Source organism: Pseudomonas sp. DSP3-2-3, assembly GCF_049898225.1.
Classification (GTDB): Bacteria; Pseudomonadota; Gammaproteobacteria; order Pseudomonadales; family Pseudomonadaceae; genus Aquipseudomonas.
Genome location: NZ_JAFCXH010000002.1, coordinates 80,553 through 104,918 on the forward strand (window position 1 = coordinate 80,553; position 24,366 = coordinate 104,918).

Sequence of the window (24,366 nt, forward strand, 5' to 3'; positions counted from 1 at the left end):
AGGTTAGAGCGCGTTGGTGGGGCGGGCAAGGGGCAGGGTTGTAGGGGGATTCTGAAAATATCCGACGCTTATCGCAGTAGCGCTTTACCCATACTGGCCATCTGGCTATGGTGTCGGAATCTTCCTACAAGGATGTTCCCGGATGGCTTCGCTCAATCAAATTTTCTTCGGCCCGCCTGGCACGGGGAAAACCTACGCGACCATTGAAGCGACGCTGGAGATTCTTGATCCCGTCTACTTAGCTGCACATCGAAACGAGCGTGCGGCGTTGAAACGGCGCTTTGACGAATTGGCTGACACCGGAGATGTTTGCTTTGTCACATTCCACCAAAGCTTCAGCTATGAAGATTTTGTAGAGGGACTGCGAGCGGATAGCGGGGATGATGGGCAGCTGCGCTATAGCGTGGTGCCGGGTGTCTTTAAAAGCTTGTGTGCGCGGCAGCGAACATTTCGCCCCTTCAGACTCGGTGATGCATATGGTACGGGTTATGAAGTCATCTATGCCTCGGACGATGTTGTCGAGCTGAAGAAGCCCAAGGGTAATCGTCTAGAAATTGGCATGAGAATGCTGCGTGGATTAGCCAACGCCGTTCTTATGAAAAAAATAGACATCAGCGATCTGCGTGACCAGAGCTGGGATAAGAAAGTTGAAAACTCGACGTTTGATCCCTTCCTTGTTAACGGCTACAAGAATTTCTTGCCATCAATGGTCGAGCATATGATTGGTGCGCAAGAGGGCGGGCTGTTCGAGCCTACACCCACGAGCGCAAGCGAAACGGCCAAAGTTCTAATCATCGACGAAATCAATCGAGGCAACATTTCCCGAATTTTCGGCGAACTGATTACCCTCATAGAACCTTCCAAACGTGCTGGTGCGCCCGAAGCGTTGGAAGTGACGTTGCCCTATTCAAAGGAGCGTTTCAGCGTTCCCGGCAACGTTCATCTGATTGGCACTATGAACACCGCTGATCGCTCGCTAGCCACGTTAGATATCGCGCTGCGCCGACGCTTCACCTTCGTTGAGGTGCCTCCAAACCCTGAGCTACTAGATGAGGTTTTGGTCGAAGGCGTTGCTATTGATGAACTGCTCAGCGTTATGAACCAACGCATTGCGGCCTTGCTTGATCGTGACCATTGCCTTGGCCATGCGTACTTTATGCCTCTCAAATCCGAGCCTACGCTGGAGCGGTTAGAGGGCATCTTCCGCCAGCAGATTTTGCCGCTGCTTCAGGAGTATTTCTTTGAGGATTGGCAGCGGATTCAGTGGGTTTTGAACGATCAACGCAAAACCATCGAAAATCGCTTCCTGCTACAACCGAACCAAGACCTAAATGTTTTGTTTGGGGAGTCGGTCACCGTCAATCAGAATAACGAGCGTTGGGAGATTAATTCTGCTGCGTTCAAAAATATCGGGGCGTATCTCGGCATCATTGATCACTCCGAAGCGATGATTGTCCCTGTTAAAGCTATAGAGGTTCAGGAAGGAGACTTGTCTATCCGGCAAGCCACCAACGGCCATGTCGATGTCTTTCGTGGCGGTAAGCTCGTAGAAACCTCAAAGCCTGTCCTGCGCGATATCGCGCATAAATACGGCATCTCCATTTTTACGGCGTCGGGCACGTTACAGAATACTCATAGCTTAGGGCGTAAGATCATCAAATTCCTGAGCGAACAAGAGCGGTGAAAACAACCCTCACAGTTCGTGAATATGCTCGGCTTACCACCAGCCATATTCAAAATCCAACGCTCGATGTAGCCCAAGTCTCGGCGTCGGCGTTCGATTGGCTGTGCGAACTGAACTCCCGTTTCAGTAAAGCTGGCGCAGCACTGGTACAGATCGAAGATCGCCGCTGGCTCAAGCTCGATAACTACGTAGGCGCATTGGAAACGCCCTGCGGCACTCGCATCGAAATTCTGCCAAAGCACTTCGAGCAGGGCGACTGCATCCAACAAAGCCGAGCATTGCTCAGGCGCATGATTCAAAAATCGTTAGACCTGCCCACCCGCAAGGTGGGCGCAACTGCGCTCCAACGCTTCGATGCACCGCTGACCGAGTGGGTCATGAGCAGCTTTCTTGAGGCGCTAGACCACCTGATCAAACGCGGCCTGCGGTTCGACTATCAACGGGTCGAAGAAGAGCAGCGCTACCTGCGCGGCCAACTCAACAGCGCCCGACAAATGCGCCAGCCGCCAGGCCGACAACATCATTTCCACATCCGCCACGACATATTCCTACCTAATCGCCCAGAAAATCGTCTGCTCAAAACAGCGTTAGATATCGTCTGCAAAACCACCCAAGACCCGAGCAACTGGCGCCTATCCCACGAGCTACGCTCAATGCTCCTGGAACTCCCAACCAGCCGCGACACAGCACAAGACTTCAAACAGTGGCGCAATGACCGACTCATGGCCCATTACCAGCCAGTCAAACCGTGGTGTGAACTGATTATCCAGCAACAAACACCGCTGGCCATTGCTGGCGAGTGGCAAGGCATGAGTTTGCTGTTCCCAATGGAAAAGTTGTTCGAACGCTACGTTGCCGCGTGCTTGAAGGATTCGCTGCCGCCGGACGCAACCCTGCTCACGCAGCGTAGAAGCGAATACCTCTGCGAGCACAACGACAAGAAAGTCTTCCAGCTACGCCCTGACCTGATGATCACTCAGGGCGACAAAAGCTGGGTTTTGGATACCAAGTGGAAACGCTTGGACAGTGAGCTGAGCAGCCAAAACTACGGCTTAAGCCAATCGGATTTCTATCAGTTGTTCGCGTACGGCCACAAATACCTCGGAGGGCAGGGGGATTTGGTGCTGATCTATCCGAGGCGAGCGTCGTTTCCGGAGGCGTTGCCGGTTTTTGAGTATTCGGCGGGGTTGAGGTTGTGGGTGGTGCCTTTTGATTTGAACCCAGGTAAATTACTAACTCCTGATTTTGAATTTTCTTTTTGCGTTAGGGGTTAGCAGTGAAATCGACATTTTTCGATGACACCACAGCGATTTTCAAGAGTCCACGAGTTTTGAGATCGGATTCATTTGGGGTGGCCGTGATTTTGTCTACCCATAACGAAAATACAGCCTTGCGAGGGCATTCAGTGACAGGGCTGCATACCAGATTTTGTTGAAGCTGTAGTTGTATCGATTCATTTACTTAATTTTGAGTGTTAGATTAAATAATATGTATAGAGTTTCAGCGCTAGATGAAGATTCCCTGGCTAACGAGGTTAAGGCTCATGAGCTAAAAAGTGAACGTCGTGAATCGTTAACTGGTGTCGATCTGTTTGCTGGAGCTGGCGGGTTTTCTCTTGCAGCAAAAAATAGTGGGATAAGAATTGTTGCAGCTGTTGAACTAAATAAGCATGCCTGCTCTACATATAGGAGAAACTTGGTAAAGGGTAGCTTCCCCGTTCTTTATGAGGAAAATATTCTCGACTTAGGTCCGGAGGTTTTGATAGAAAAGCATTTTTCGGACCAGCAGGAGTGTGATGTATTGCTTGGAGGCCCCCCATGTCAGGGGTTTTCCGTCCATCGTATAAACGGGGCGGGAGTTGATGATCCTCGCAATCTTTTGGTTCTTCGTTATTTTGAGTATGTGAGTGCATTAAGGCCTAAAGTTTTTTTGATGGAAAATGTACCTGGGATTTTATGGGGAAGACATAAATTTTTTTTAGAGCAGCTTTACCTTCGAGGTGGTGCTGCTGGCTATAAACTCTATCCACCTGCAATTATTGATGCGAGAGATTTTGGCGTCCCTCAGAGAAGAAAAAGGGTTTTTATTCTTGGGGTGCGCAATGATTTAGTCGTTAATATTGATTGGCCGCCCGCATCGACTCATGGAGACGACGCGGCGATAGTCGCAGATCCGACTTTGATTCCTTGGGAAAAAGCGGAAGTTGTGTTTAAAAAAGAAGTGCTTTCAGGCGATCAGAACGATATTCACATGAATCACACTCCTGGGTTGGTTGAGGTATTTAGAAGAACCCCTCTAAATGGAGGGAGTCGAAAGGACTCAGGCAGAGTGCTACCCTGTCATCATGCGCATGATGGGCATAAAGATGTATATGGAAGAATTGACCCGTCAGCACCGGGGCCTACAATGACCACCGCGTGTATTAATCCTTCGAAGGGCAGGTTTGTTCATCCTGTTGAAAATCATGGTATTACTCTGAGACAAGCTGCTAGATTTCAGAGTTTTCCAGACGATTATGTGTTTGAGGGCGGATTGATTGCTGGGGGGGCGCAGATCGGTAACGCAGTTCCAGTTAAACTTGGAGAAGCTTTGCTTGAGGTGATTGTAAAGGCAATTAGTTGATTTCTTATGCTGCTAATCGCGTAAGTTATTAGCAACAAGAGTCATTGGATGCTTCCGTGTTTATGGAATAGTAGCTGAGGGGGTGGGTATGGCTAACACTTTAGAAATGAGGTTTGAACCGAAAACCATTGAGCATTTGGGAGTCCGTATGTATTCGACATTACCTCCTGCTCTGGCTGAGTTGATTTCGAATGCATACGATGCTGATTCGTCGAGCGTCTCACTTAAATTTACTGAGCGTAATGGCGTCCCGACGTCAATAAATGTGGTCGATGACGGCCATGGGATGTCAGTTGGCGATATCCAACGAAAGTTTCTTGTCATAGGGAGAAATCGTCGAATAGAGGAAGGCGATAAGCCTACTGTAAGATTTGGTAGGTTACCAACAGGAAAAAAGGGTCTGGGAAAACTAGCCCTTTTTGGTTTGGCAAAAGTTATAACGGTAGATACTACTCGAGATAAAAAAAGAAATAGATTTGTGCTGGATTGGGATAAATTAATGGCTGCAGAGGGTATCTATAGCCCTGTAGCTGATATTGTGGATCAAGCCACTGATCGGCCGAATGGTACTACAATTAAGCTGTCAGAGCTCAAGCGTCAATCACCTTTTGATGTTGAAGGGCTTGCGGATGGACTGTCAAAGATATTTATTGTTGATTCCTCGTTTAATATCAGCTTAGTTGGGCCGAGAGGTGAAAGGCTTTTTGTAGATAATGAGCGTAGATATTCACAGTTGAATAAGGAGTTTGAATGGTCTATCGAAGATTTCGTCGATGCCGATAGCGAATTCAAAGGAAAAGTCGTGGGGAGTTTTTATACCGCGGAAACGCCGCTTAAGCCTAATTCTGGATTGCGAGGGATTTCTGTCTTTTCTCGTGGCAAGCTCGTAAATGCGCCTGAGTTTTTTTCCAACAGTACATCCAGTCATTTTTTTCAGTATCTAACTGGTTGGATTCAGGCTGACTTCATAGATCTTTTAGCTGAGGATGTGATATCGACGAATCGGCAGTCCATAAATTGGGATAATGAAGAAATGACGGTTTTTCGAGACTTTCTTTCTGACGTTGTCTCTAAGGTTAATGCAAGTTGGCGTGAGCAGAGAAAAAATAAAAAAGACGATCAGGTGAAAAGTATTACAGGTATTGATACCCAGCAGTGGATGTCAACAATGCCTAAAGATATTGCGGCGCATACTTCTGAAATTCTGGATGTGCTGAGTGGTGAGGATGCACTAACTAAATTTACTCCAATTATCGAGGCCCTGCACAAAATCGTACCTGAATATCCGCTTCTGCATTGGCGGCATCTTAATAGTAATATGCGTGGTCGAGTTGAAGCTTACTATAAAAACAGGCAGTATGGCGATGCAGCTGATCAGGGCACCAAAATATATTGTCAGTTAATTAGAGATCTGACGGGGTTGACTGATGATGGAACTGAGCTTACTGGTAAGGCATTTTCGAGTAAAAATACACCCTATTTAGAAATCAATGATTTAAACTCGGTAACGGGTTTTAATATGCAGCAGGGGCAGGACTCCTTGTCGCGAGGTTTGATCCAGGGCTTCAGAAATCCAATATCACATGCGCCTCTTGATTCATTGGTTCCTGATGTTTTTTCGGAATTGGATTGTTTGAATATATTAAGCCTAATTTCGTATTTAATGCAGCGCGTAGAAGTTGCTAAAGTGGTCAAGGATTAGTTGTTGATGCGCTCTTGGGTTGACAGAGATAAAGGCTGCGAAAGGCGGTCTTTATCTATTTGTAACTTATAACCGTTATAGGGGATTTGGCTCCGTCTTCAGCTCGCTTTTAGCGGGAGTGGTGTGTGACAGGCAAAACTTGCAGGTGTTGCCTCCTTAAGCTGGGCTTCCAGTATCTCCTAGGTACTCGATATTGATCCAGTTGTCATAACTGTTTCCAAAGGTTTTAAATAAGGTCGAGATTTTTTCTTGGGCATGGGCGATATTGGTCGCAGGATGGTTTACGAATCGATAACCTCCAATGAGGCGGATAATAAAAAATTGTAAGGTGTCGGATATCAAGCGCGCTAAATGCACCGAGTGAACGGCTGCTTTTCTTTCAGTACTTCGTGCATCTCGATCCATAGGAATAGATATACCCTGATAATCTGCATGCTGAATATGGCTTGCTACCGAGTAACCGTGCGCCAGGCCTATTAAGTTTTTGAGGAGAGGGTCGTCATTTCGTTGGAATTCACGTATTATTCCGGTGAATCCCCAGCGACTATCCAAAGCTCGTTGATTTTTATATTCGAACTTCGATTTTATTTTTTCTCTTTCTTCTTCTGAAACCAATCTATCAGTAAATGGTCGCCAACGCGGATCGTTTGGATTATGTAGTACTTTCAGTAGATCTCTAATTTTTTGCTCGTCTTTAAGTACTCCTGCCCAAAATTGATCATTGCTATATTCTAAATGTCTGCTTTTAAAGTAGTCCTGATGTTGAAGCATATAGCAAAATTTCAGGGAGGCTTCTGATACTGATCTTAGCGTTACCTCCGCGTCCCACAGCTGTCCATATGATGCCAGCAGTAAGGTACTTTCTGAAGAGCGCGCTGATGCTGTTAACAGCATTCCTAAAGTTTGTTGCTCCTCTTTTGTCCATTGCTCGTATAGAGCTACTGGAGTCATTAATGGTAGCAATTCCCTTAATAAAATAATGGCTTTCTCGGTCCACTCTCTATGTTCATTTATTAACGCATCACTGTACATAAAATTCCCTTTAGTAAATCTATAAAAAAGGCCGCATTACGCGGCCTTTTTCTGCGGTTCAACTGTAAACGGACGTAGAAAATCAATCCCAGCTCAAAGCCCCACCCGTCTGATACTCAATAACCCGCGTCTCAAAGAAGTTCTTCTCTTTCTTCAAGTCCATGATTTCGCTCATCCATGGGAACGGATTCGTGGTACCTGGATATTCTTCTTTCAAACCGATCTGGCTCAAACGACGGTTCGCGATGAATTTGAGGTAGTCCTCCATCATTGCGGCGTTCATGCCCAGTACGCCGCGAGGCATGGTGTCGCGGGCGTATTCGATTTCCAGTTGGGTGCCTTGCAGAATCATCTGGCTGGCTTCTTCCTTCATCTCGGCGTCCCACAGGTGTGGGTTTTCGATTTTGATCTGGTTGATCACGTCGATGCCGAAGTTCAGGTGCATGGATTCGTCGCGCAGGATGTATTGGAACTGCTCGGCGACGCCGGTCATTTTGTTGCGGCGGCCCATGGAGAGGATCTGGGTGAAGCCGCAATAGAAGAAGATACCTTCCAGGACGCAGTAGTAGGCGATCAGGTTGCGTAGCAGTTCTTTGTCGGTGTCGACGGTGCCGGTTTCGAACTTCGGATCGGAGATCGAACGGGTGTATTTTAGGCCCCAGGCGGCTTTTTTCGCGACCGATGGGATCTCGTGGTACATGTTGAAGATCTCGCCTTCATCCATGGCCAGCGATTCGATGCAGTACTGGTATGCGTGGGTGTGGATCGCTTCTTCGAAGGCCTGGCGCAGGATGTACTGGCGGCACTCCGGGTTGGTGATCAGGCGGTACACGGCCAGCACGAGGTTGTTGGCAACCAGGGAGTCGGCGGTGGAGAAGAAGCCCAGGTTGCGCATGACGATGCGGCGCTCGTCGTCGGTCAGGCCTTCCGGGTCTTTCCAGAGCGCGATGTCGGCGGTCATGTTGACTTCTTGCGGCATCCAGTGGTTTGCGCAACCGTCCAGATACTTCTGCCAGGCCCAGTCGTACTTGAAGGGCACGAGCTGGTTAAGGTCAGCGCGGCAGTTGATCATCATTTTTTCGTCAACGGCAACGCGAGCGCTGGCGCCTTCGAGTTCGGCCAGGCCTTCAGCGACGTCCAGTGCGTCCAGCGCTTTTTTCGCGCGGATCAGGGCAGGGGAGTCTTTGTCGGTGATGTTGCGTGCTTCGGTCGCCGCAGCGCCACCGGCGCTGTCGAGGCGGTCCATGTTGGCTTCGTTGGCGTGACCGGCGTTGGTCGCTTTGGCGACTACTTCGCCGTCTTCTTTATCGAATTCGTCCCAGCTCAGCATGGTGGAAGCTCCTGAATTTTAAAGGATGTAGTGCCTGCGTCGTGTTGATGACGCTGGCAACGAAATTTTTGAGTATTCACTCGGGTCTCGTGATTGGCCGGTTTATTAAGCAGGCGGTCGCTCACTGGATTTGCTGCCGCGGCGGCGGTGCCTCACAGGCGAGCAAAACGGGTAGAGGATGCTTTCAGGTAAGACGATATTGCTGTGGCAATTGGTCATTTGGGTACCCTGGAGCGAGCGCGGGATTATACAGATTTTGCCCGGCACTTGTTCATCCGTGACTGAGTTTTGGTAGGCGACTTTCGCTTTTTCTTTTGCGTTTGCGCATTCATTCCCAATTACAGGGAAATGAGCGAAAAACGAAGCGGAATCCCTTATGTGGTGTTTTTTTACATTTCGAAACGCAGCATATAGTGTGAGCCATTCGACGGCAATCGCTGTTGCGTACGTTTCCGGATAAGAATTCCTGGCTTGATTAAGGTCAATATTCCGAGAGGCCGGGGATAAAGGGCTTCGCAGGGGATGGGAGGTTTTTGCGCAAGGATTCAGCCGAGGATTCCACCTTCAAAAACGACGGACGGTTTTCGCCGTATTTCAGATCGATGATGAAAGTTAACTACTGATTGGTTGTCCAACACACCGCTCAAACACACCCGTCAGCGCTTTGTAATCGCAAACCACCGCATCAATATTGGCTTGGAGCCACACCTGCGCATCCACTGCCCACCAGCTGATTTCGTATCCCGCATTGACGATGATGTGTTCGAACAGGATGCGTTGTGCTCGGCCGTTGCCTTCTCTGAAAGGATGTACAACATTCAAGTCACCAAACAACTCTGCGCTTGCAGCGACAAGGGCTGAGCGATCGAGCCCTTGGAACCAGTTAGCTTGGGCAAGATGAGTGAATAGCTTTTTGGCTTCGGGTTCGATGCGGCTGGTTGTGCAGAAGTGGGTTGAGTCTTTGGATATGTCGACAGTGCGCAGCTCTCCGGCCCATTCGTAGAGATCGGCAAACAATCTGCGATGCACGGATTGCAGGTAAGAAAGGTCGTAGGGAGGTGGTGCAAATTCGATGGCATCCGCAGCGACTTCAGAAAGGGCACGCTCGGCTTCTGACAACGTTTGATCATCAGTCAGATCAAGAAGATTTCGCAGGACCGAAGTGTCGAGATAGCAATAAGGGTCCTGACCGACGCCGTACTTGTCGAGCATCAGCTCTGCTTGTTGCGATAGGTTTTAAGCAGTTCCTCACGGGACGCGAGTGTGCGTTCAGCGTCTAGTGGCGTTGTATCAAAGCCTTCCAGGCGCAGGCTTGCTGCGTAGTTTGATCTGCGTGTTTTAGCGCAATAGGCTTTTTTTGCGGCGAGGGAGGGGGTGGGCATAGTGGCGACCTCCAGGTTCGAAAGAAGCTCAGTGTAGCGGAAAGGGTGGTGGGGCGGTAATAGGCCGGGAGGGTTTGATGCTCCCGGTTTTTGCGTATACCAACAGTTATAGCGTGCGGACCCTATTCGCGGGCAAGCCTCGCTCCAACGGGGCGGGGTTGAAGCTCGCTCCCACGGGAGAGTGGGAGCGGGCTGGGCTTTGCCTTACTGGCAAAAGCTTTATATATAGAAACGTATACATAGATTTCGCGTCGTACACATAAGGGGTTCGCCAGTTTTTTTGTCAAACAAGTCGCAAAAAAACGTATACATTTGCAGGATTTAGCCCGCTTTTCGTGCCGGAAGTATACGCTAATAAAACGAGATTACGACCCCGGAAATTTTCATTCCGTGGTCATTCTTGCATGCGAAAGCCACCTCATTTGACCGTTCGTCGATCCCGGTTAGAACGCTACCGAATCTCTTTTGGCATGGCGTATGGCAGGGGACGGTCAAGGTCATCCAGGGTGAGGCCTCCCCGAATCGCGTTGTGGCCCCACCTTACAAACTGCTCCAAGAGAGCGTTGTTCTCCCGTGTCAGGCGCTCGACCCTGCTCTCCAGCAGGTTGACGCGCTCTAGAGCCTTTTCTGTCTCGATGGCGCTACGAGATACGTTTGCACCAACGTCGTCCCTGGCGAGCTCCTTTGCGTGATCCCAAGAGGCTTTGATGCGTGGATGCCGGAGCATTGCAGCTTTGGTGTACTTGTGTCCGATCTCGACCTCTAACATTGCCAGGTAGCGATCCCAAGTCAGCTTCCCGGCCCAGCCGTCGAGCAGGCGAACGGCCTTGTCGATCCCGGAATCATTTAGCTTTGGCGCACCCATTTAGAAAAAATCCATGTCTAGTAGAAGCTTCTCATCTGCGTCTGAATCTACATCCGCACTTGCCACGGATGGCGCAGGCGAAGGGACGTCTTGGTTAACAATCCTGACAGCCTGAGCCAAGCCGGCTTTCGATTGCGAATTCTCTGGAGGAGGTAGTGTGATGAATGCTCCATCTGATATGGCTGGATCATTCAGCTTGTTGAGAACAAGCCGCCAGCGTTCGAGCTTCGGAGTGTGCAGATTAAGCCAGCGGGAGGCCCCTGGCTCACCTCGTTCATGAGCGCTCGTTGCATCCCTTACGGCTTTTTCATGCAGCTTAAACTGGAACTCAGCTTCGTCATGATGGCGTTTGTCGCCCTTCGTAAAGGTGTGCTCTCCACAGTTTACGCAGTCCTTGTCCTTCGGGCAGGGAGTGAGTGCATGGTCATGACGGCAAATGCCATAGCGGGTGCGGTGCGTCGCTCCTAACTCAATCTTAAGAGCCTGATCTCGGGTGAGCCCGTGAGCAATGGCTATCGAGTTCACTTTGGCTTCGAGATGGCCCTCAACAACAAGTGGGCGCTCGTTGGCTCCTAGCTTCAGATAAGCCTCGATGAAGGCCTCCTGAGGTAAGTGGTCGTACCATTCGTTCTGTTTGACGCTCTTGCGCCCAGACCAAAATGCGATGAGTGACTCACTCAGGTGTTTGCTCTGGGCCAATGTATTCAGCAAGTGACGAAAATCGTGTGTGGTGATCGCGATGGGACTGCCATCTGAGTTCATCTTGCCGTTTCGACTGAAAATCGTAACCCCACCGGGATTGGCCCCTAGCTGGTTATTGAATTGATTCGTCGATAGGGGTGAAGGTACATGGAGCAAAGGCTCTGCATTGGGGCGGAAGATGTTTTCAGGGAGCACCCATAGCGCCTCGTGCCACTTCAGACCGGTATGGCCATCAAGAATCGGGAACACAGCCGGGAGCTTCGCCAATACGAACTTTTCAAACGATTCAAATTCGTAAAGTGCAACCCAGTGCGCCATCTGCGACTCAGCACCCATGCGTGACTTGTCTGTAGTGCGATCCGCACGTTTTACCAGTGAATACCGATCAGCGTGGAAGCCCTTGATCGGGGTGGTCTTGCCAATGATGGTGGCGGCTTCAAAGAGTGTTATCGGCTGGTGACGCAGGTGCTCCGTCCCAGCCGGGAGATAGAGTTTTCCTGGGTTCTCGGCATACCAGGCCGCAGCTTTTCTAGCAGGCGCACCTAGATCTATCAGGTAGTTGACTGTCTTTTCTACGACTGCCTCGAACTCATCGGAAGCTGCGAATTTCGTCATTGCTCCCGCCCCTTTGGCAGGCGACCAGGCGATGCCCATGATGGGGCCTTCTTTGGTGTCTGCTGATCGGATGCAATCTACTGGAAGACTCAGTATTTCAGACGACCTGCTTGGGGCATACATCGCCAGAGAGACGAAAGCGGTTGTCAGCTTGTCCGACACATGGCTACTGGTGTGATGAATCTCCGCCAATGCCAATATGGATTCGAGAGACGGGAGTCTGGCGACCGCTTTTTCAGATTCTTTTGTCGCAACCCTGTCATTCCTTACAGGTGCTTTGTAACCAATTGGACTCTTCCACTCCAAAAGATTTGGGGTGAGGCGAGCGGGATTAACTACTTCAGTAACAATCCGTTCGAGAACCCTAGCTGTCGCCCAAGGATCTTTAAATCTTGTTTTCAACAAGTCAGCAGCCTTGTCGAGCACTATTGGGGTAAGTTGTGTGATGCATGGTCTGCACTTGGAATCAAGCAGCGCTTGCTCAATCGCCTGAAGCGCATACAAATGCCTGTTGAATTCGGCCAGACGTAGGCGACGCATAACTTCACTGAATGTAGACTTGGCGAATGGTAGAAAATCAATTTCAAATGGAATTTCAACGGTCGATTTATTACGGGATTCGTCCCGTAGAGATTTGAAGTGTGCGATTTTCTTCGTTTTGCCTTGGGCTCTTCCGATAATAAAGGTAGAGATATCCCAGCTGTTATCTTCCCAAGTTACGTTGGTGAAAGGAAAGTTGGTCTTGGCGTTTGAGATGAATGAATCGAGGTTTTCCTGAGCGCTCAGCTCATCTCTACCAATGAAATGTACGATGTCGCCCATTTAAATTGCTTCTTCCGATGTGTCGCGGATGGTAATGATCTGTTGAATAGCCGACATTGCACTGTGATTGATCTGGCGGATCCTCGGCTCTGTTTCGAGTTCCTGATCCTCCACTAGAGAAGCCATTAAAATCTCCCACGGCGCGCTCAGCAAAGGCTCGAAATGAGAACATCCCGCCAGACACGCAACTGGGGCGTTCTGGTGGCATTCAGCGCGAGTGCCACACGCACCCACGGGCATGCCCATGAGCCTCATGAAATCGCTGATAACGGCATCAGGGTCGCCGGCCCTGGTGGCCTCATGAAGACCGGAGATAGCTGTCCCCTGGAATGCCCTCGCGAAGTAGCCCATCTCCTTGCCCAGAGCCTCTCGGATGGGCTTCTGGAGCTCTGGCATGGATGCTCTGTAGTATTGAATACAGGAGGTGCTTCGATGCGTGAGCAGGCGAGCCACCTCATAATCCGATGCGCCTTGCGCCAGAGCTCTGGTAGCTAGGGTGTACCTGAAGCGGTAAGGCGTTATTGGTATCTTTCCTCCCAGTCTTTCGGAATATGTATCAAGGTTCTCGAACGCAGACATCACCCTTAGGGAGAGCTCACGAGTTGAGTTGGCCGCAAACAAATGATCGTCATCTGAGATTTCAAGCACTCCGGGGGTGTTGAGATAGTTGATCAGGCACTCCGCTAGGACGGTCGGTGCGCGCCGAATCCAATACTCATCTGCGACTGTCAACTCTGCCTTTGCAAGCGGGATTTTCAGGGTTACCTCAAAGCCTGCATGATCATGGATAGTCACATGTTTTTTTCGAATACGCCTTGCTTGAACTGGGCGCACACCCGTTCCAATAAAGAACCAACATAATGTGTACGTATCTTGATCAATCGTTCCTAGCGAAAATGACTTGTTTAACGCCGCATTTACATTATGGATTTCTTGCTCGGTAAGAGCGCCTTTCTCTGGGTCGTTGGTAATAAGGCTGAAGTACGCGCCTTTAGATTTCTCTTCCCAACCATGGGTGTTCTCAAGAAAGTCCAAGACTTCGCCGGTTAATACTGATGAGCCCATATCCTTCACCCGACGCAAGAGTGGGACGATAAAAGGCCTGTAGCTGGCTGGAATTTCAGACAGCTCATTTATTTCGGGGATTCCGATGAGACTTTTCCCCTCCATAGTGGGAAGGCTCAGCCATTTCTCCATTGCGTAACAGACCGCAGAGTTATAACGAAGGCTATGCGTCGACAGTGTGGTCGCTAGGCAGGAAAAAATGCTTCGATGAAATGCATTATCAGTATCAAAGGCATTGAAAACCATCGGTGTGGCGTTGCCGTCCCTATCGTTCAATTTCAGCGGGACGCCTATTTTCACTTTTACGATACGCCCATCAAGCAGCACAATTTCTCTAGCCAACCTCTGGCTGATCGAGTCATCTTGGCTCTGTGAGTTCCTGAGATGAGAATCATTCATCATCTTGCCCTCTCAGTTCATTAGCCAGATCTTCAGCGATTTTGTCCGCCTTTTCCCTGATATGTCGACGAGCATACCGCTCCTCCATCTGTGACTTTTTCGACCACCCATTGAGGCGGTTTCTTACCTGCTTCTCTTCTTCTGGCTTCATCCGTTTCTCTGGAGGCAGGGCATCAATTTTCCTGCTAAGACGGTCATTCCATGTCCTGCGAAGCGCGTGAGGGGCAATACTCGCAGGCAGATTTTGCTTACGACGAAGCTCCCTGAACGCAAGGTTTATGGCCTCCACGGACAAGTGGTCGCCTTTGCTGGTTGTGAAAAGGTAGCCATGTCTTCTTGCGTTGAGGGGAATCTTGACCCAATGCTTCATAACGAAGTCATGAAAGTCGTTTGAGGTTTGCTCAGATATGGGCAACGTCCGCGCAACGGTCTTCGATACTCGGGCGCGTACACGGCGTGCCGCATGGTCGATGTCTTCGACGCGTATGTATCGAAGTTCACTGCGCCTGATAGCAGTCTCACTGAAAATCCGGTACATCAAGTGATTTCGATACTGATGGAAATCAGATTGAAACGGGTTGGTGTCTGATCCTGGCTCAAACGCGGCGTCTAAGGCATCCATTACCTCCTCAGAAAGACCCTCTGGAGCATCACCTTCCCCAGAAGCCTTCGCCCTAGGCTCTTGAGCTCGCAAGGCGGTTATGGCCCGTTCTCGCGCTTCGGCGAGGTCTTTACGAGGCTTTTCTGATGCCTTTGGGCTGATGCGCTCATGATTGAATTCAAGAAAGTTCGCCACCGTCCGAATGCGGTAGCCACCTTCCGTTGCGGATAACATTGTTCTATTTACGCTCGGAGCACCTGCACTACGCACCTGCTCTAATCGCACGATCTTGCGAGGTCGAGTAGCCAGCGACTCCCTAACGATCTCGTCTTGGGCACCGCGATCAAGACGAAGGAAGAACGCCAGGTCTTCGCACTGCTCAATCGATAAAAACGCCTCTGATCGAAGGATTTGATCGAAATCGAGTTTCCGGGAAATTGCCCACAGGTAGGCCATCCCTAATGAACGAAGGACTTTCTCAATGGTGGTAACGGCAAGACCCACATCTCTAAATCTGAGGGTTACATAGACATTGGGAAGGAAGGGAGGACGACCTTCCTGATCAACGAGCACAGCCATAGGCAGGTCGTCTGACGCAGTGAAGGATCTGATGGAGTAACTGACCAATGTATACGCTTCCGACCTGTGAGCTAGATAGGGCGGCGAGTATAGGGAGGGGTATACGACAAGTAAACCCTCCAACCCCTTGTATTTATTAGGGTTAGAGGGTGTTACTCTTTATAAAGTATACGTTCTAAAACATATACAGGTTACTGGCAAGCCTCGCAATCCGGCTCATCGATGGCGCAGGCCTTAGGCACTGGCGCTGGACCGGCCGGGGCGGCTTCGGTTGGGCGGGGGGCGCTGAGTGCGGAGTCGTCCGGGCCCAGGCCACCGCTCGATACTGCGTTGAGCTTGCCGGTGTTGACGGTGGATTTCTCGGTGCTGGTCGCGGCCAGGGCACGGAGGTAGTAAGTGGTTTTCAGACCACGGTACCAGGCCATCCGGTAGGTCACGTCCAGCTTCTTGCCCGATGCGCCAGCGATGTACAGGTTCAGCGACTGAGCCTGGTCGATCCACTTCTGACGACGGCTTGCCGCGTCGACGATCCACTTGGTGTCCACTTCGAAGGCAGTCGCGTAAAGCTCTTTGAGCTCCTGCGGGATGCGTTCGATTTGCTGTACGGAACCGTCGTAGTACTTCAGGTCGTTGATCATGACCGAGTCCCACAGGTCGCGGGCTTTGAGGTCGCGGACCAGGTACGGGTTGATCACGGTGAACTCGCCGGAGAGGTTCGATTTCACGTACAGGTTCTGGTAGGTCGGTTCGATCGACTGCGATACGCCAGTGATGTTGGCGATGGTCGCGGTCGGTGCGATGGCCATGATGTTGGAGTTACGAATACCTTTCTGCACACGGGCACGTACTGGCGCCCAGTCCAGGGTTTCGTTCAGGTCAACGTCGATGTACTTCTGGCCACGCTGTTCGATCAGGATCTGTTGCGAATCCAGCGGCAGGATGCCTTTGGACCACAGCGAACCCTGGAACGTCTCGTAAGCGCCGCGCTCGTCGGCCAGATCGCAGGAAGCCTGGATCGCGTAGTAGCTGACGGCTTCCATGGAACGGTCGGCGAATTCCACAGCGGCATCGGAGCCGTAAGGAATGTGTTGCAGGTACAAAGCGTCCTGGAAGCCCATGATGCCCAGGCCAACCGGACGGTGGCGCAGGTTGGAGTTCTTGGCTTGCGGCACCGAGTAGTAGTTGATGTCGATTACGTTATCGAGCATGCGCACGGCAACGTCGATGGTGCGCTTGAGCTTGTCGGTGTCCAGCTTGCCGTCGACGATATGGTTCGGCAGATTGATCGAGCCCAGGTTGCAGACTGCAATCTCGTCCTTGTTGGTGTTCAGGGTGATCTCGGTGCACAGGTTCGAGCTGTGGACCACGCCCACGTGCTGCTGCGGGCTGCGCAGGTTGCACGGGTCTTTGAAGGTCAACCATGGGTGGCCGGTTTCGAACAGCATCGAGAGCATCTTGCGCCACAGATCCTTGGCCTGGATGGTCTTGAACAGTTTCACTTTGCCAGGGTATTCGGTCAGCGCTTCGTAGTACTCGTAGCGCTCCTGGAATGCCTTGCCGGTCAGGTCGTGCAGATCCGGCACTTCCGATGGCGAGAACAGGGTCCACGGGCCGTCATCGAAGACGCGCTTCATGAACAGGTCAGGGATCCAGTTGGCGGTGTTCATGTCGTGGGTACGACGACGATCATCACCGGTGTTCTTGCGCAGCTCGATGAACTCTTCGATGTCCATGTGCCAGGTTTCCAGGTACGCACAGACAGCGCCTTTGCGCTTGCCGCCCTGGTTGACTGCTACCGCGGTGTCGTTGACGACTTTCAGGAACGGCACGACGCCCTGGGATTTGCCGTTGGTGCCCTTGATGTAAGAGCCCAGCGCGCGAACCGGTGTCCAGTCATTGCCCAGGCCGCCTGCAAATTTGGACAGCATGGCGTTGTCGTGGATCGCGTGATAGATGCCCGACAGGTCATCCGGCACGGTGGTCAGGTAGCAGCTGGACAACTGCGGACGCAGGGTGCCGGCGTTGAACAGGGTTGGCGTCGAGGACATGTAGTCGAAGGACGACAACAGGTTGTAGAACTCGATGGCGCGATCTTCCCTGGCGTTCTCTTCGATCGCCAGGCCCATGGCCACACGCATGAAGAAGATCTGCGGCAGCTCGAAACGCACGCCATCCTTGTGGATGAAGTAACGGTCGTACAGGGTTTGCAAGCCCAGGTACGTGAACTGCTGATCGCGCTCGTGGTTGATCGCCTTGCCCAGTTTTTCCAGGTCGAAGCTGGCCAGGATCGGGTTGAGCAATTCGTACTTGATGCCTTTGGCGATGTACGAAGGCAGGGCCTTGGCGTACAGGTCGACCATTTCGTGGTGCGTCGCGCTTTCGGCGACTTCCAGGAAGGTCAGGCCTTCGGCTCGCAGGGTGTCCATCAGCAGGCGGGCGGTGACGAACGAGTAGTTCGGCTCACGCTCGACCAGGGTACGCGCGGTCATCACCAGTGCGGTGTTGACGTCTTTGAGCGCCACGCCGTCGTACAGGTTTTTCAGGGTTTCGCTCTGGATCAGGTTCGCATCGACTTCTTCCAGCCCTTCGCAGGCTTCAGTGACGATGGTGTTCAGGCGACCCATGTCCAGCGGCGCCATGCTGCCGTCGGCGCGGGTGATGCGGATCGACGGATGCGCCTGGACCGGTGCTTCGCTGGTGCGGACGGCACGTTCCTTGGCGCGGGAATCACGGTAGATCACGTAGTCGCGGGCGACTTTTTGTTCGCCGGCGCGCATCAGGGCCAGTTCGACCTGATCCTGGATTTCTTCGATGTGGATGGTGCCGCCCGAAGGCATGCGACGCTTGAAGGTAGCGCTGACCTGTTCGGTCAGGCGCGCAACGGTGTCGTGGATACGCGAAGACGCAGCGGCGGTACCGCCCTCAACTGCGAGAAACGCTTTGGTGATGGCGACGGTGATTTTGTCATCCGTGTACGGGACGACGGTGCCGTTACGCTTGATCACGCGCAGCTGGCCGGGAGCGGTCGCGGACAGGTCCTGTTGCGATTGGCCTGACTGCGGCGCCTGGTTCGGCGAGTTCTCGCGAGTTGTGTCTGTTTGCATGGGTGTCTCCACGTTCTTTAAGTTTGTTTGGGTACTGGTCTGTACCCACCGTTCCGTCTTGAAGGCATTCAGTCGACAAAGGTCGGCCGTAACGACTTCAAAATGGATAAAGGGCGGCGGATCGCGCCGTCCCGGCTTTGAAGTCAAAAAAGGTAACGAATCGTTGCTCGTTACCTCTGGAAATCTCTGGAAGAGTGCTCGTTTTATATTGCAACAAATGTACTGATCTGCCGTAGTCAACGGGACGTGCAGCTCAGGCTTTGGCAGGAGGAGCTTTGGCCATTAATTGGGCCTTTGGTTCACCTGACAAAGCTTGAGAAAAATGCTTGAAATTCCCGTTCTACTTGTGTTGGGTTTTTATCGCAAAACCCTATATGTAGGGTTTTTTTCGCGCCGGGCTACAAGATAATGCGTTTTGGACATCAATTGCAACGCATCATCTGTGGATAAAGCTGTGTGTAAATCCTGTATGAAATGCCCAAACTGCGTGTAGGCCGCAGAACTACTGGACCTGACCGTTTGTCATGCTTGTTTACGTTTTTTTACGGGTGCCGAGGGTTTTTTGCGGGCGCGAACCCTATCACAAAAAATGCATCTCGCAAGGCCGATCTGGCATGTGGTGTGCTTGGTGCGGGCGGTTGCTACACTCGCTGCCGATGGCGCTCCGGTTTGACCCATTTCGGCTGGCAAAGCTCATTAATAAGAACAACAGTTCAAGAGGCCCACTGTGGAGCGAGAAGCCTGGCACGTATTGATTGTCGAGGATGACCGGCGTCTGGCCGAGCTGACCCGCGACTACCTTGAGAACAACGGTCTGCGCGTCAGCATCGAAGGCGATGGCGCCCTGGCGGCTGCGCGGATCCTTGCGGAACAGCCTGATCTGGTGATTCTGGACCTGATGCTGCCGGGTGAAGATGGCCTGAGTATTTGCCACAAGGTGCGCGACCGCTTCGAAGGGCCGATCCTGATGCTCACGGCGCGTACTGACGATTCCGATCAAATCCAGGGGCTGGACACCGGCGCGGACGATTTTGTCTGCAAGCCGGTGCACCCACGGGTGTTACTGGCGCGGATTCATGCGCTGTTGCGGCGCAGCGAACCACCGCAGGCGCCAGCGGGCGAGTTGCGGCGGTTGGAGTTCGGTCCGCTGGTGGTCGACAACGCCTTGCGCGAAGCCTGGTTGCAGGGCAGCAGCATCGAGCTGACCAGCGCTGAGTTCGATCTGCTTTGGTTACTGGTGGCCAATGCCGGGCGGATTCTGTCCCGGGAAGAAATCTTCACTGCGCTGCGCGGTTTCGGTTACGACGGCCAGGACCGCTCGATAGACGTCCGCATCTCGCGCATTCGCCCCAGAATCGGTGACGATCCAGACCATCCACGCCTGATCAAGACCGTGCGCAGTAAAGGTTATCTATTCGTGCCGGAAGCGGCGCAGGCGATGCCGCATGCTAAAGAGTAAACCCCCACTTTGTGGGAGCAAGCTTGCTTGCGAAAGCGATGTGTCAGGCGCTGAAGGTGGTTTGGACGTATTGGTCGCTTCGCGAGCAAGCTCGCTCCCACAGAAAATCAAATTCCTATGAACTCAATCTTCCTGCGCATCTACGGCGGCATGCTGGGCGTGTTGGTTCTGGTCGCATTGCTGGGCGTGTTGAGCCTCCATCTGCTCAATCAGGTGCGCACCGAGCAGTACCGCGATCAACTGGCCCACGGCACCTTTGCGTTGATGGCTGACAATCTGCAACTGATGGATGCTATCGAACGTCATCGTGCCCTCGCGGTGTGGGAGCGATTGCTCGGCATACCGCTGAGCCTGCAAACCGCCGAGCAGGCGCAGGTCAGCGGCGGCACGCGCAATCGCCTGCAACGCGGACAAGTAGTGGTGGAACAGACTGGCCCGCACGCCGCCAAGGTTTACCGGCAGATCAGCAACAGCGAACCGTTGCTGCTGACCGGCGAAGTGCAGCAGATCACCGAGCAATTGGCGCGGGCGACGATTTTCCTGTTGATTGATGAACTGGTGCGTTTCCCGGTCGCCGAGCAGCCGGCGCGTCTTGAAGCGTTGCGCCTGAGCAAGGGCTTTGGTTTTGATCTGCAACTGATCCCGCTGGACAAGGCTGACGTGGACGATGATCAGCGTCGCCGGGTTTACGAGGGCGATACGGTCATGGCTCTGGGCAAGGGCGGTGATTCGATCCGGGTGTTTGCTGGCATCGTCGACACGCCCTGGGTGCTGGAAATCGGCCCGCTGTATCAGATGAGCCCCTATCCGCCCGAGTTGCTGGTGTTGATCGCTTTTCTTGGACTGTGTCTGATCGGTCTGGTGGTGTATCTGCTGGTGCGGCGCCTTGAGCGGCGCCTGCTGGAGCTGGAAGCCGCCGCCACGTTGATCGCCCAGGGCAGCCTGGACACCCGAGTGCCGGACTCCGGCGCGGATTCGGTCGGTCGCCTGGCGGTGGCGTTCAACGGCATGGCCGAGCACTTGCAGCGTTCCCTGACCATTCAGCGCGAACTGGTGCGCGCCGTGTCCCATGAGCTGCGCACGCCCGTGGCGCGCCTGCGCTTCGGGCTGGAAATGATCAGCGACGCCACGACGCCCGAAACCCGGCATAAATACATGGTCGGCATGGACAGCGATATTCAGGACCTGGACAAGCTGGTTGATGAAATGCTGACCTATGCGCGCCTGGAGCAGGGCGCGCCGACCCTGAATTTCCAGAGCATTGATTTGCAGCGTTTGCTGGATCAGGTGATCGCCGAGCTGGCGCCATTGCGCGCCGATGTACGCGTGTCGCGTGGCGATTGTGCCGAGCTTGCCGAGGGCGAGACCGCCTGGGTTGAGGCTGAACCGCGTTATCTGCATCGGGCGCTGCAGAATCTGGTGAGCAATGCGATGCGGCATGCTGAATCCGAGGTGCGGATCAGCTTCGAACTGTCGCCGGATCGTTGCCGCATCGATATTGAAGACGACGGACCGGGCATTCCCGAAAGCGCCTGGGAGCGAATTTTCACCCCCTTCATGCGCCTCGACGACAGCCGCACCCGCGCGTCGGGCGGCCATGGTCTGGGGTTGTCGATTGTGCGGCGGATCATCCACTGGCACGGCGGTCGAGCCTTGATCGGCCGCAGCTCCCGCCTGGGCGGCGCCTGTTTCAGCCTGGCCTGGCCACGCACGCAGGAGCCGCAATGAAGTTCGAGCGTGTGCCGGAGTTACTCTCAGTCGAGGTGCTGGATGCGTTGCTGTTAAAGGTCTACGGCGCAGAGTTGATGGCCACGCATTTGCCGGTGTTGGTCTCTCAATGGTCCAAGTATTACTTCATGCAGCTGATCCCGCCGGTGTTAACTGCCAGCTTGCTGGGCGACTGGCACTGGCCGTTGGCGCTTGAACAGGTGAGTCTGGCGCTTGACGGGCGCGGCCTGCCCACAGGCGTCAAGTTCGGTGCGGGCAGCGTTCGTCAGCTCGAAACCCTTGAATCTGGTGAGCGCTTTGCCGATTTGCTTGATGACAATCTGCAGCCGTTCATCGAGGCGTTAGCGGCTTACGGCGGCGTGGCGAGCAGCGTTCTGTGGGGTAATGCCGGGGATTATCTGGAAACCTGCCTTCACCAGTTGCGCCTGCGAACCGACAAGCCGTTGGCTGAAGGCTTTGCGTTGCTTGATCTCAAACAGCGACCGGATGGACGACCAAACCCGTTATTCAAGGCCGTGAGCTATATCCGCAGTCCGCCACGCCGCCAGCGTCGCAGCTGTTGCTTGAGTTATCAGGTGGAGTGGGTTGGGCGGTGTGAACATTGCCCGCTTCTGTCGTCAGGCAAACACCGAACATGTGGGACCGGATCTATCCGGGAAGACGGCATTTCTGACGACGAAATGCAGTGAATGAACCGGCCTTTTCCCGGATAAATCCGGTCCCACGGGTCCTCATTGGTCAGATGCAAATGCGGTGTTGATGAGAGCCAACTTGTTGGCGAGGCTTCAGCCCGCAATACTCACCAGACTCAACACATGCGCGTCCTGCACGCTGAATTGCCCCTCCAGCTCCTTGCCGTTGTGCCATTCGCTGGACAGGTCGGTCAGCAGGCGCAGGCGGGCGTGGCCGTCTTTGGACCATTCCAGCAGTTGCGCGTGTTCGAAATAGAAGCGCTGTTGCACGATGGGATACAGCGCCTTGAACAGCGCTTCCTTGATGGAAAACGTCAGGGTGACCCGCAACGCGATCTGCTCTGCGGGGCCGGCGGCCATCTGTGCCATTTCCTCAGGCGTGAGGATTTCCCCGGCCAGTCGCGAGGCGCGCTCAAGGCTGAGCATGTTTTCCGTATCCAGCCCCAATCCTCGCCATTGCTGTTTGTGAGCGACGATGGCTGCGGCCCAGCCGGTGCTGTGGGTGATCGACCCGCAAATATCAGCAGGCCAGACCGGCGCGCGGTCTTCACCCAGGTCGGGCGCCAATTGCCGTCCGTCCAGCCGCCGCATGGCTTCCATGGCGCATAACCGCCCGGCGAGAAACTCGGTCTGCCGCTTGGCGACCGAGCGCTGGATGCTGGCGGGCTGGGCGATCCGGCAGCGCTCAAAGTCGCCTTCCACCAGTTGCGCAGGATTGAAACGAGCGCTCACCAACACCGCGCCGTCCAGGGTTTGAGGCAATGGCCAATGATGAGTCAGCGCGGGGCAGCAGGCGGGCAGTGTCGTGGTTTGAGTCATGGGCGGCATTTTGCCGGGGGAATGAGAAATGGGGAAGGGCGGTCGGCTTCGGCCAAATTTTTAGAGGCGAAGCTAATTTCCGTTGGAGCGAGGCCTGCCCGCGAAGAGGCCAGGGAATCCAGTGCCTTCCTGGCCCTGGAAATGGTCTTCGCGAGCAAGCTCGCTCCCACAACTAACGCTCCCTGGATGTGCCGAGTCTTCTACGGCCCAAACACCCGCTTCAAAAACACCTGCATGTCCGTCCACGAACTCCGATCGGCCGCCTTGTCGTAGCCGATATCCGGGCCGCCGTGTTCGCCATGGCTGAGGCGGTCGGCGTCGGGGTTGGTGAAGCCGTGTTTGGCGCCTTCTATGCTGACGAACTTGTAGTCGGCACCGGCCTTGTCCATTTCGTTCTTGAATGCCGCGACGTTTTCCGGGGTGACCATGCTGTCCTTGGCGCCGTGCTCCACCAGCATTGGCACTTTCACGCTGCCGGGTGTGGCGGGCGTATCGGTGACCAGTGCACCGTGGAAGCTGACCACGCCAGCCAGAGCCTCACCGCGACGGGCGGCATCGAGCACGATCTTGCCGCCGAAGCAGTAGCCGATGGCGGCGACCTTGTTCGGGTTGGTCTGTGGTTGTTTTTTCAACTGCTCAAGCCCGGCATCGAAACGCTGGGCGGCGGCCTTGCTGTCTTTAAGCGCTGCCTGCATGAAGGCCAGGGCGTCCTTGGGATGCTCGGTATTCTTGCCTTCGCCGTACATATCAATGGCCATGGCGCTGTAACCCAGCGCGGCCAGTTGACGGGCGCGGTGCTTGGCGTAGTCGTTCAGCCCCCACCATTCGTGGACGACGATGATGCCAGGGCGCTGGCCTTTGACGGCGTCGTCATAAGCGTAATAGCCCACTAATTTGGTGCCGTCAGCGCTTTGATAGTCCACCTGCCGGGTCTTGATTTCCGCCTGGGCCAGGCCTGCCAGGCCCATCATCAGCAATGCAATCCAGAAACGCATGATCAGCTCCTTCTCTTATAAGTGCAGTGTCACGGGATGATGGGCAAGCCTAGTCGATTGTGCCCGCCGGCGTGGCAGCGGATGCGGTAGATAGTTATTCAGCTGACGTACAGAACCTATGAGAGGGTGTTCAGGGATGGTTCAGGGCGCCGGGATTAGTCTGAACCCG

The 24,366-nt window shown here is 53.4% G+C and carries 18 protein-coding genes; 7 read left to right on the forward strand and 11 right to left on the reverse strand.

Annotated features, from left to right (window positions below; translation table 11 throughout):
* Positions 1-142: 142 nt before the first annotated feature.
* From ACP7E4_RS03195 to ACP7E4_RS03210, 4 genes are all read left to right on the forward strand, one after another.
* Positions 143-1,684, forward strand: a complete 1,542-nt coding sequence (locus ACP7E4_RS03195; RefSeq protein ID WP_426111950.1) for an McrB family protein — start codon at positions 143-145, stop codon at positions 1,682-1,684.
* On the forward strand, positions 1,681-2,958 hold the full coding sequence (locus ACP7E4_RS03200; protein ID WP_426111948.1) for an McrC family protein: 1,278 nt from the start codon (positions 1,681-1,683) through the stop codon (positions 2,956-2,958). The genes ACP7E4_RS03195 and ACP7E4_RS03200 overlap by 4 nt, the downstream gene beginning before the upstream one ends.
* 169 nt (positions 2,959-3,127) lie before the next feature.
* A complete protein-coding gene (locus tag ACP7E4_RS03205) occupies positions 3,128-4,306 on the forward strand; it encodes a DNA cytosine methyltransferase (protein WP_426111946.1) in 1,179 nt (392 codons plus the stop codon).
* Between the two features lie 88 nt (positions 4,307-4,394).
* Positions 4,395-6,008: a TIGR02391 family protein gene (locus tag ACP7E4_RS03210; protein ID WP_426111944.1), complete on the forward strand. Its 1,614-nt coding sequence runs from the start codon at positions 4,395-4,397 to the stop codon at positions 6,006-6,008.
* A 156-nt stretch (positions 6,009-6,164) separates the two neighbouring features.
* On the opposite strand, the gene ACP7E4_RS03215 is transcribed toward ACP7E4_RS03210, so the two are convergent.
* The 9 genes from ACP7E4_RS03215 to ACP7E4_RS03255 form a co-directional block, all read right to left on the reverse strand.
* A complete protein-coding gene (locus ACP7E4_RS03215) occupies positions 6,165-7,040 on the reverse strand; it encodes a DUF5677 domain-containing protein (protein WP_426111942.1) in 876 nt (291 codons plus the stop codon).
* An 82-nt stretch (positions 7,041-7,122) separates the two neighbouring features.
* On the reverse strand, positions 7,123-8,370 hold the full coding sequence (locus ACP7E4_RS03220) for a ribonucleotide-diphosphate reductase subunit beta (protein ID WP_020289075.1): 1,248 nt from the start codon (positions 8,368-8,370) through the stop codon (positions 7,123-7,125).
* 612 nt (positions 8,371-8,982) lie between these two features.
* On the reverse strand, positions 8,983-9,582 hold the full coding sequence (locus ACP7E4_RS03225) for a putative adenosine monophosphate-protein transferase Fic (RefSeq protein ID WP_426111940.1): 600 nt from the start codon (positions 9,580-9,582) through the stop codon (positions 8,983-8,985).
* The gene (locus ACP7E4_RS03230) at positions 9,582-9,752 is read right to left on the reverse strand and encodes a YhfG family protein (RefSeq protein WP_139110554.1); all 171 of its coding nucleotides are present in this window, start codon (positions 9,750-9,752) and stop codon (positions 9,582-9,584) included. Before ACP7E4_RS03230 ends, ACP7E4_RS03225 begins: the two co-directional genes overlap by 1 nt.
* 451 nt (positions 9,753-10,203) lie before the next feature.
* Complete coding sequence (locus ACP7E4_RS03235) at positions 10,204-10,617, reverse strand: hypothetical protein (protein WP_426111938.1); 414 nt, start codon at positions 10,615-10,617, stop codon at positions 10,204-10,206.
* Positions 10,618-12,756, reverse strand: a complete 2,139-nt coding sequence (locus tag ACP7E4_RS03240; protein WP_426111936.1) for a hypothetical protein — start codon at positions 12,754-12,756, stop codon at positions 10,618-10,620.
* On the reverse strand, positions 12,757-14,223 hold the full coding sequence (locus tag ACP7E4_RS03245; RefSeq protein ID WP_426111934.1) for a tyrosine-type recombinase/integrase: 1,467 nt from the start codon (positions 14,221-14,223) through the stop codon (positions 12,757-12,759).
* Positions 14,213-15,400, reverse strand: coding sequence for a tyrosine-type recombinase/integrase (locus ACP7E4_RS03250; RefSeq protein ID WP_426111932.1), 1,188 nt, complete (start codon positions 15,398-15,400; stop codon positions 14,213-14,215). Before ACP7E4_RS03250 ends, ACP7E4_RS03245 begins: the two co-directional genes overlap by 11 nt.
* 191 nt (positions 15,401-15,591) lie before the next feature.
* The gene (locus tag ACP7E4_RS03255) at positions 15,592-18,504 is read right to left on the reverse strand and encodes a ribonucleoside-diphosphate reductase subunit alpha (protein ID WP_426111930.1); all 2,913 of its coding nucleotides are present in this window, start codon (positions 18,502-18,504) and stop codon (positions 15,592-15,594) included.
* A 727-nt stretch (positions 18,505-19,231) separates the two neighbouring features.
* Between ACP7E4_RS03255 and ACP7E4_RS03260 the strand changes: the two genes are divergently transcribed.
* The 3 genes from ACP7E4_RS03260 (at position 19,232) to fhuF (ending at position 22,380) form a co-directional block, all read left to right on the forward strand.
* On the forward strand, positions 19,232-19,963 hold the full coding sequence (locus ACP7E4_RS03260) for a response regulator (protein ID WP_426111928.1): 732 nt from the start codon (positions 19,232-19,234) through the stop codon (positions 19,961-19,963).
* A gap of 117 nt (positions 19,964-20,080) precedes the next feature.
* The gene (locus tag ACP7E4_RS03265; protein WP_426111926.1) at positions 20,081-21,691 is read left to right on the forward strand and encodes an ATP-binding protein; all 1,611 of its coding nucleotides are present in this window, start codon (positions 20,081-20,083) and stop codon (positions 21,689-21,691) included.
* Positions 21,649-22,380 carry a siderophore-iron reductase FhuF gene (gene fhuF, locus ACP7E4_RS03270; RefSeq protein ID WP_426112072.1) on the forward strand — a complete coding sequence of 244 codons (732 nt, stop codon included), beginning with the start codon at positions 21,649-21,651 and terminating at the stop codon, positions 22,378-22,380. The genes ACP7E4_RS03265 and fhuF overlap by 43 nt, the downstream gene beginning before the upstream one ends.
* Before the next feature lie 96 nt (positions 22,381-22,476).
* Here fhuF and ACP7E4_RS03275 read toward each other — a convergent pair whose 3' ends face one another.
* Entirely contained in the window at positions 22,477-23,202 is a 726-nt protein-coding gene (locus ACP7E4_RS03275) for a 4'-phosphopantetheinyl transferase family protein (protein ID WP_426111924.1), read from the reverse strand.
* Between the two features lie 200 nt (positions 23,203-23,402).
* Complete coding sequence (locus ACP7E4_RS03280) at positions 23,403-24,197, reverse strand: dienelactone hydrolase family protein (protein WP_426111922.1); 795 nt, start codon at positions 24,195-24,197, stop codon at positions 23,403-23,405.
* Positions 24,198-24,366 lie beyond the last annotated feature (169 nt).

Excerpts from the sequence above, each read along its gene's own strand:
- ACP7E4_RS03195 (WP_426111950.1), top strand. The coding sequence starts at position 143 with ATGGCTTCGCTCAATCAAATTTTCTTCGGCCCGCCTGGCACGGGGAAA.
- ACP7E4_RS03210 (WP_426111944.1), top strand. The coding sequence starts at position 4,395 with ATGGCTAACACTTTAGAAATGAGGTTTGAACCGAAAACCATTGAGCAT.
- ACP7E4_RS03215 (WP_426111942.1), bottom strand. The coding sequence starts at position 7,040 with ATGTACAGTGATGCGTTAATAAATGAACATAGAGAGTGGACCGAGAAA.
- ACP7E4_RS03220 (WP_020289075.1), bottom strand. The coding sequence starts at position 8,370 with ATGCTGAGCTGGGACGAATTCGATAAAGAAGACGGCGAAGTAGTCGCC.
- ACP7E4_RS03225 (WP_426111940.1), bottom strand. The coding sequence starts at position 9,582 with ATGCTCGACAAGTACGGCGTCGGTCAGGACCCTTATTGCTATCTCGAC.
- ACP7E4_RS03230 (WP_139110554.1), bottom strand. The coding sequence starts at position 9,752 with ATGCCCACCCCCTCCCTCGCCGCAAAAAAAGCCTATTGCGCTAAAACA.
- ACP7E4_RS03235 (WP_426111938.1), bottom strand. The coding sequence starts at position 10,617 with ATGGGTGCGCCAAAGCTAAATGATTCCGGGATCGACAAGGCCGTTCGC.
- ACP7E4_RS03240 (WP_426111936.1), bottom strand. The coding sequence starts at position 12,756 with ATGGGCGACATCGTACATTTCATTGGTAGAGATGAGCTGAGCGCTCAG.
- ACP7E4_RS03245 (WP_426111934.1), bottom strand. The coding sequence starts at position 14,223 with ATGATGAATGATTCTCATCTCAGGAACTCACAGAGCCAAGATGACTCG.
- ACP7E4_RS03250 (WP_426111932.1), bottom strand. The coding sequence starts at position 15,400 with ATGGCTGTGCTCGTTGATCAGGAAGGTCGTCCTCCCTTCCTTCCCAAT.
- ACP7E4_RS03255 (WP_426111930.1), bottom strand. The coding sequence starts at position 18,504 with ATGCAAACAGACACAACTCGCGAGAACTCGCCGAACCAGGCGCCGCAG.
- ACP7E4_RS03265 (WP_426111926.1), top strand. The coding sequence starts at position 20,081 with ATGAACTCAATCTTCCTGCGCATCTACGGCGGCATGCTGGGCGTGTTG.
- ACP7E4_RS03275 (WP_426111924.1), bottom strand. The coding sequence starts at position 23,202 with ATGACTCAAACCACGACACTGCCCGCCTGCTGCCCCGCGCTGACTCAT.
- ACP7E4_RS03280 (WP_426111922.1), bottom strand. The coding sequence starts at position 24,197 with ATGCGTTTCTGGATTGCATTGCTGATGATGGGCCTGGCAGGCCTGGCC.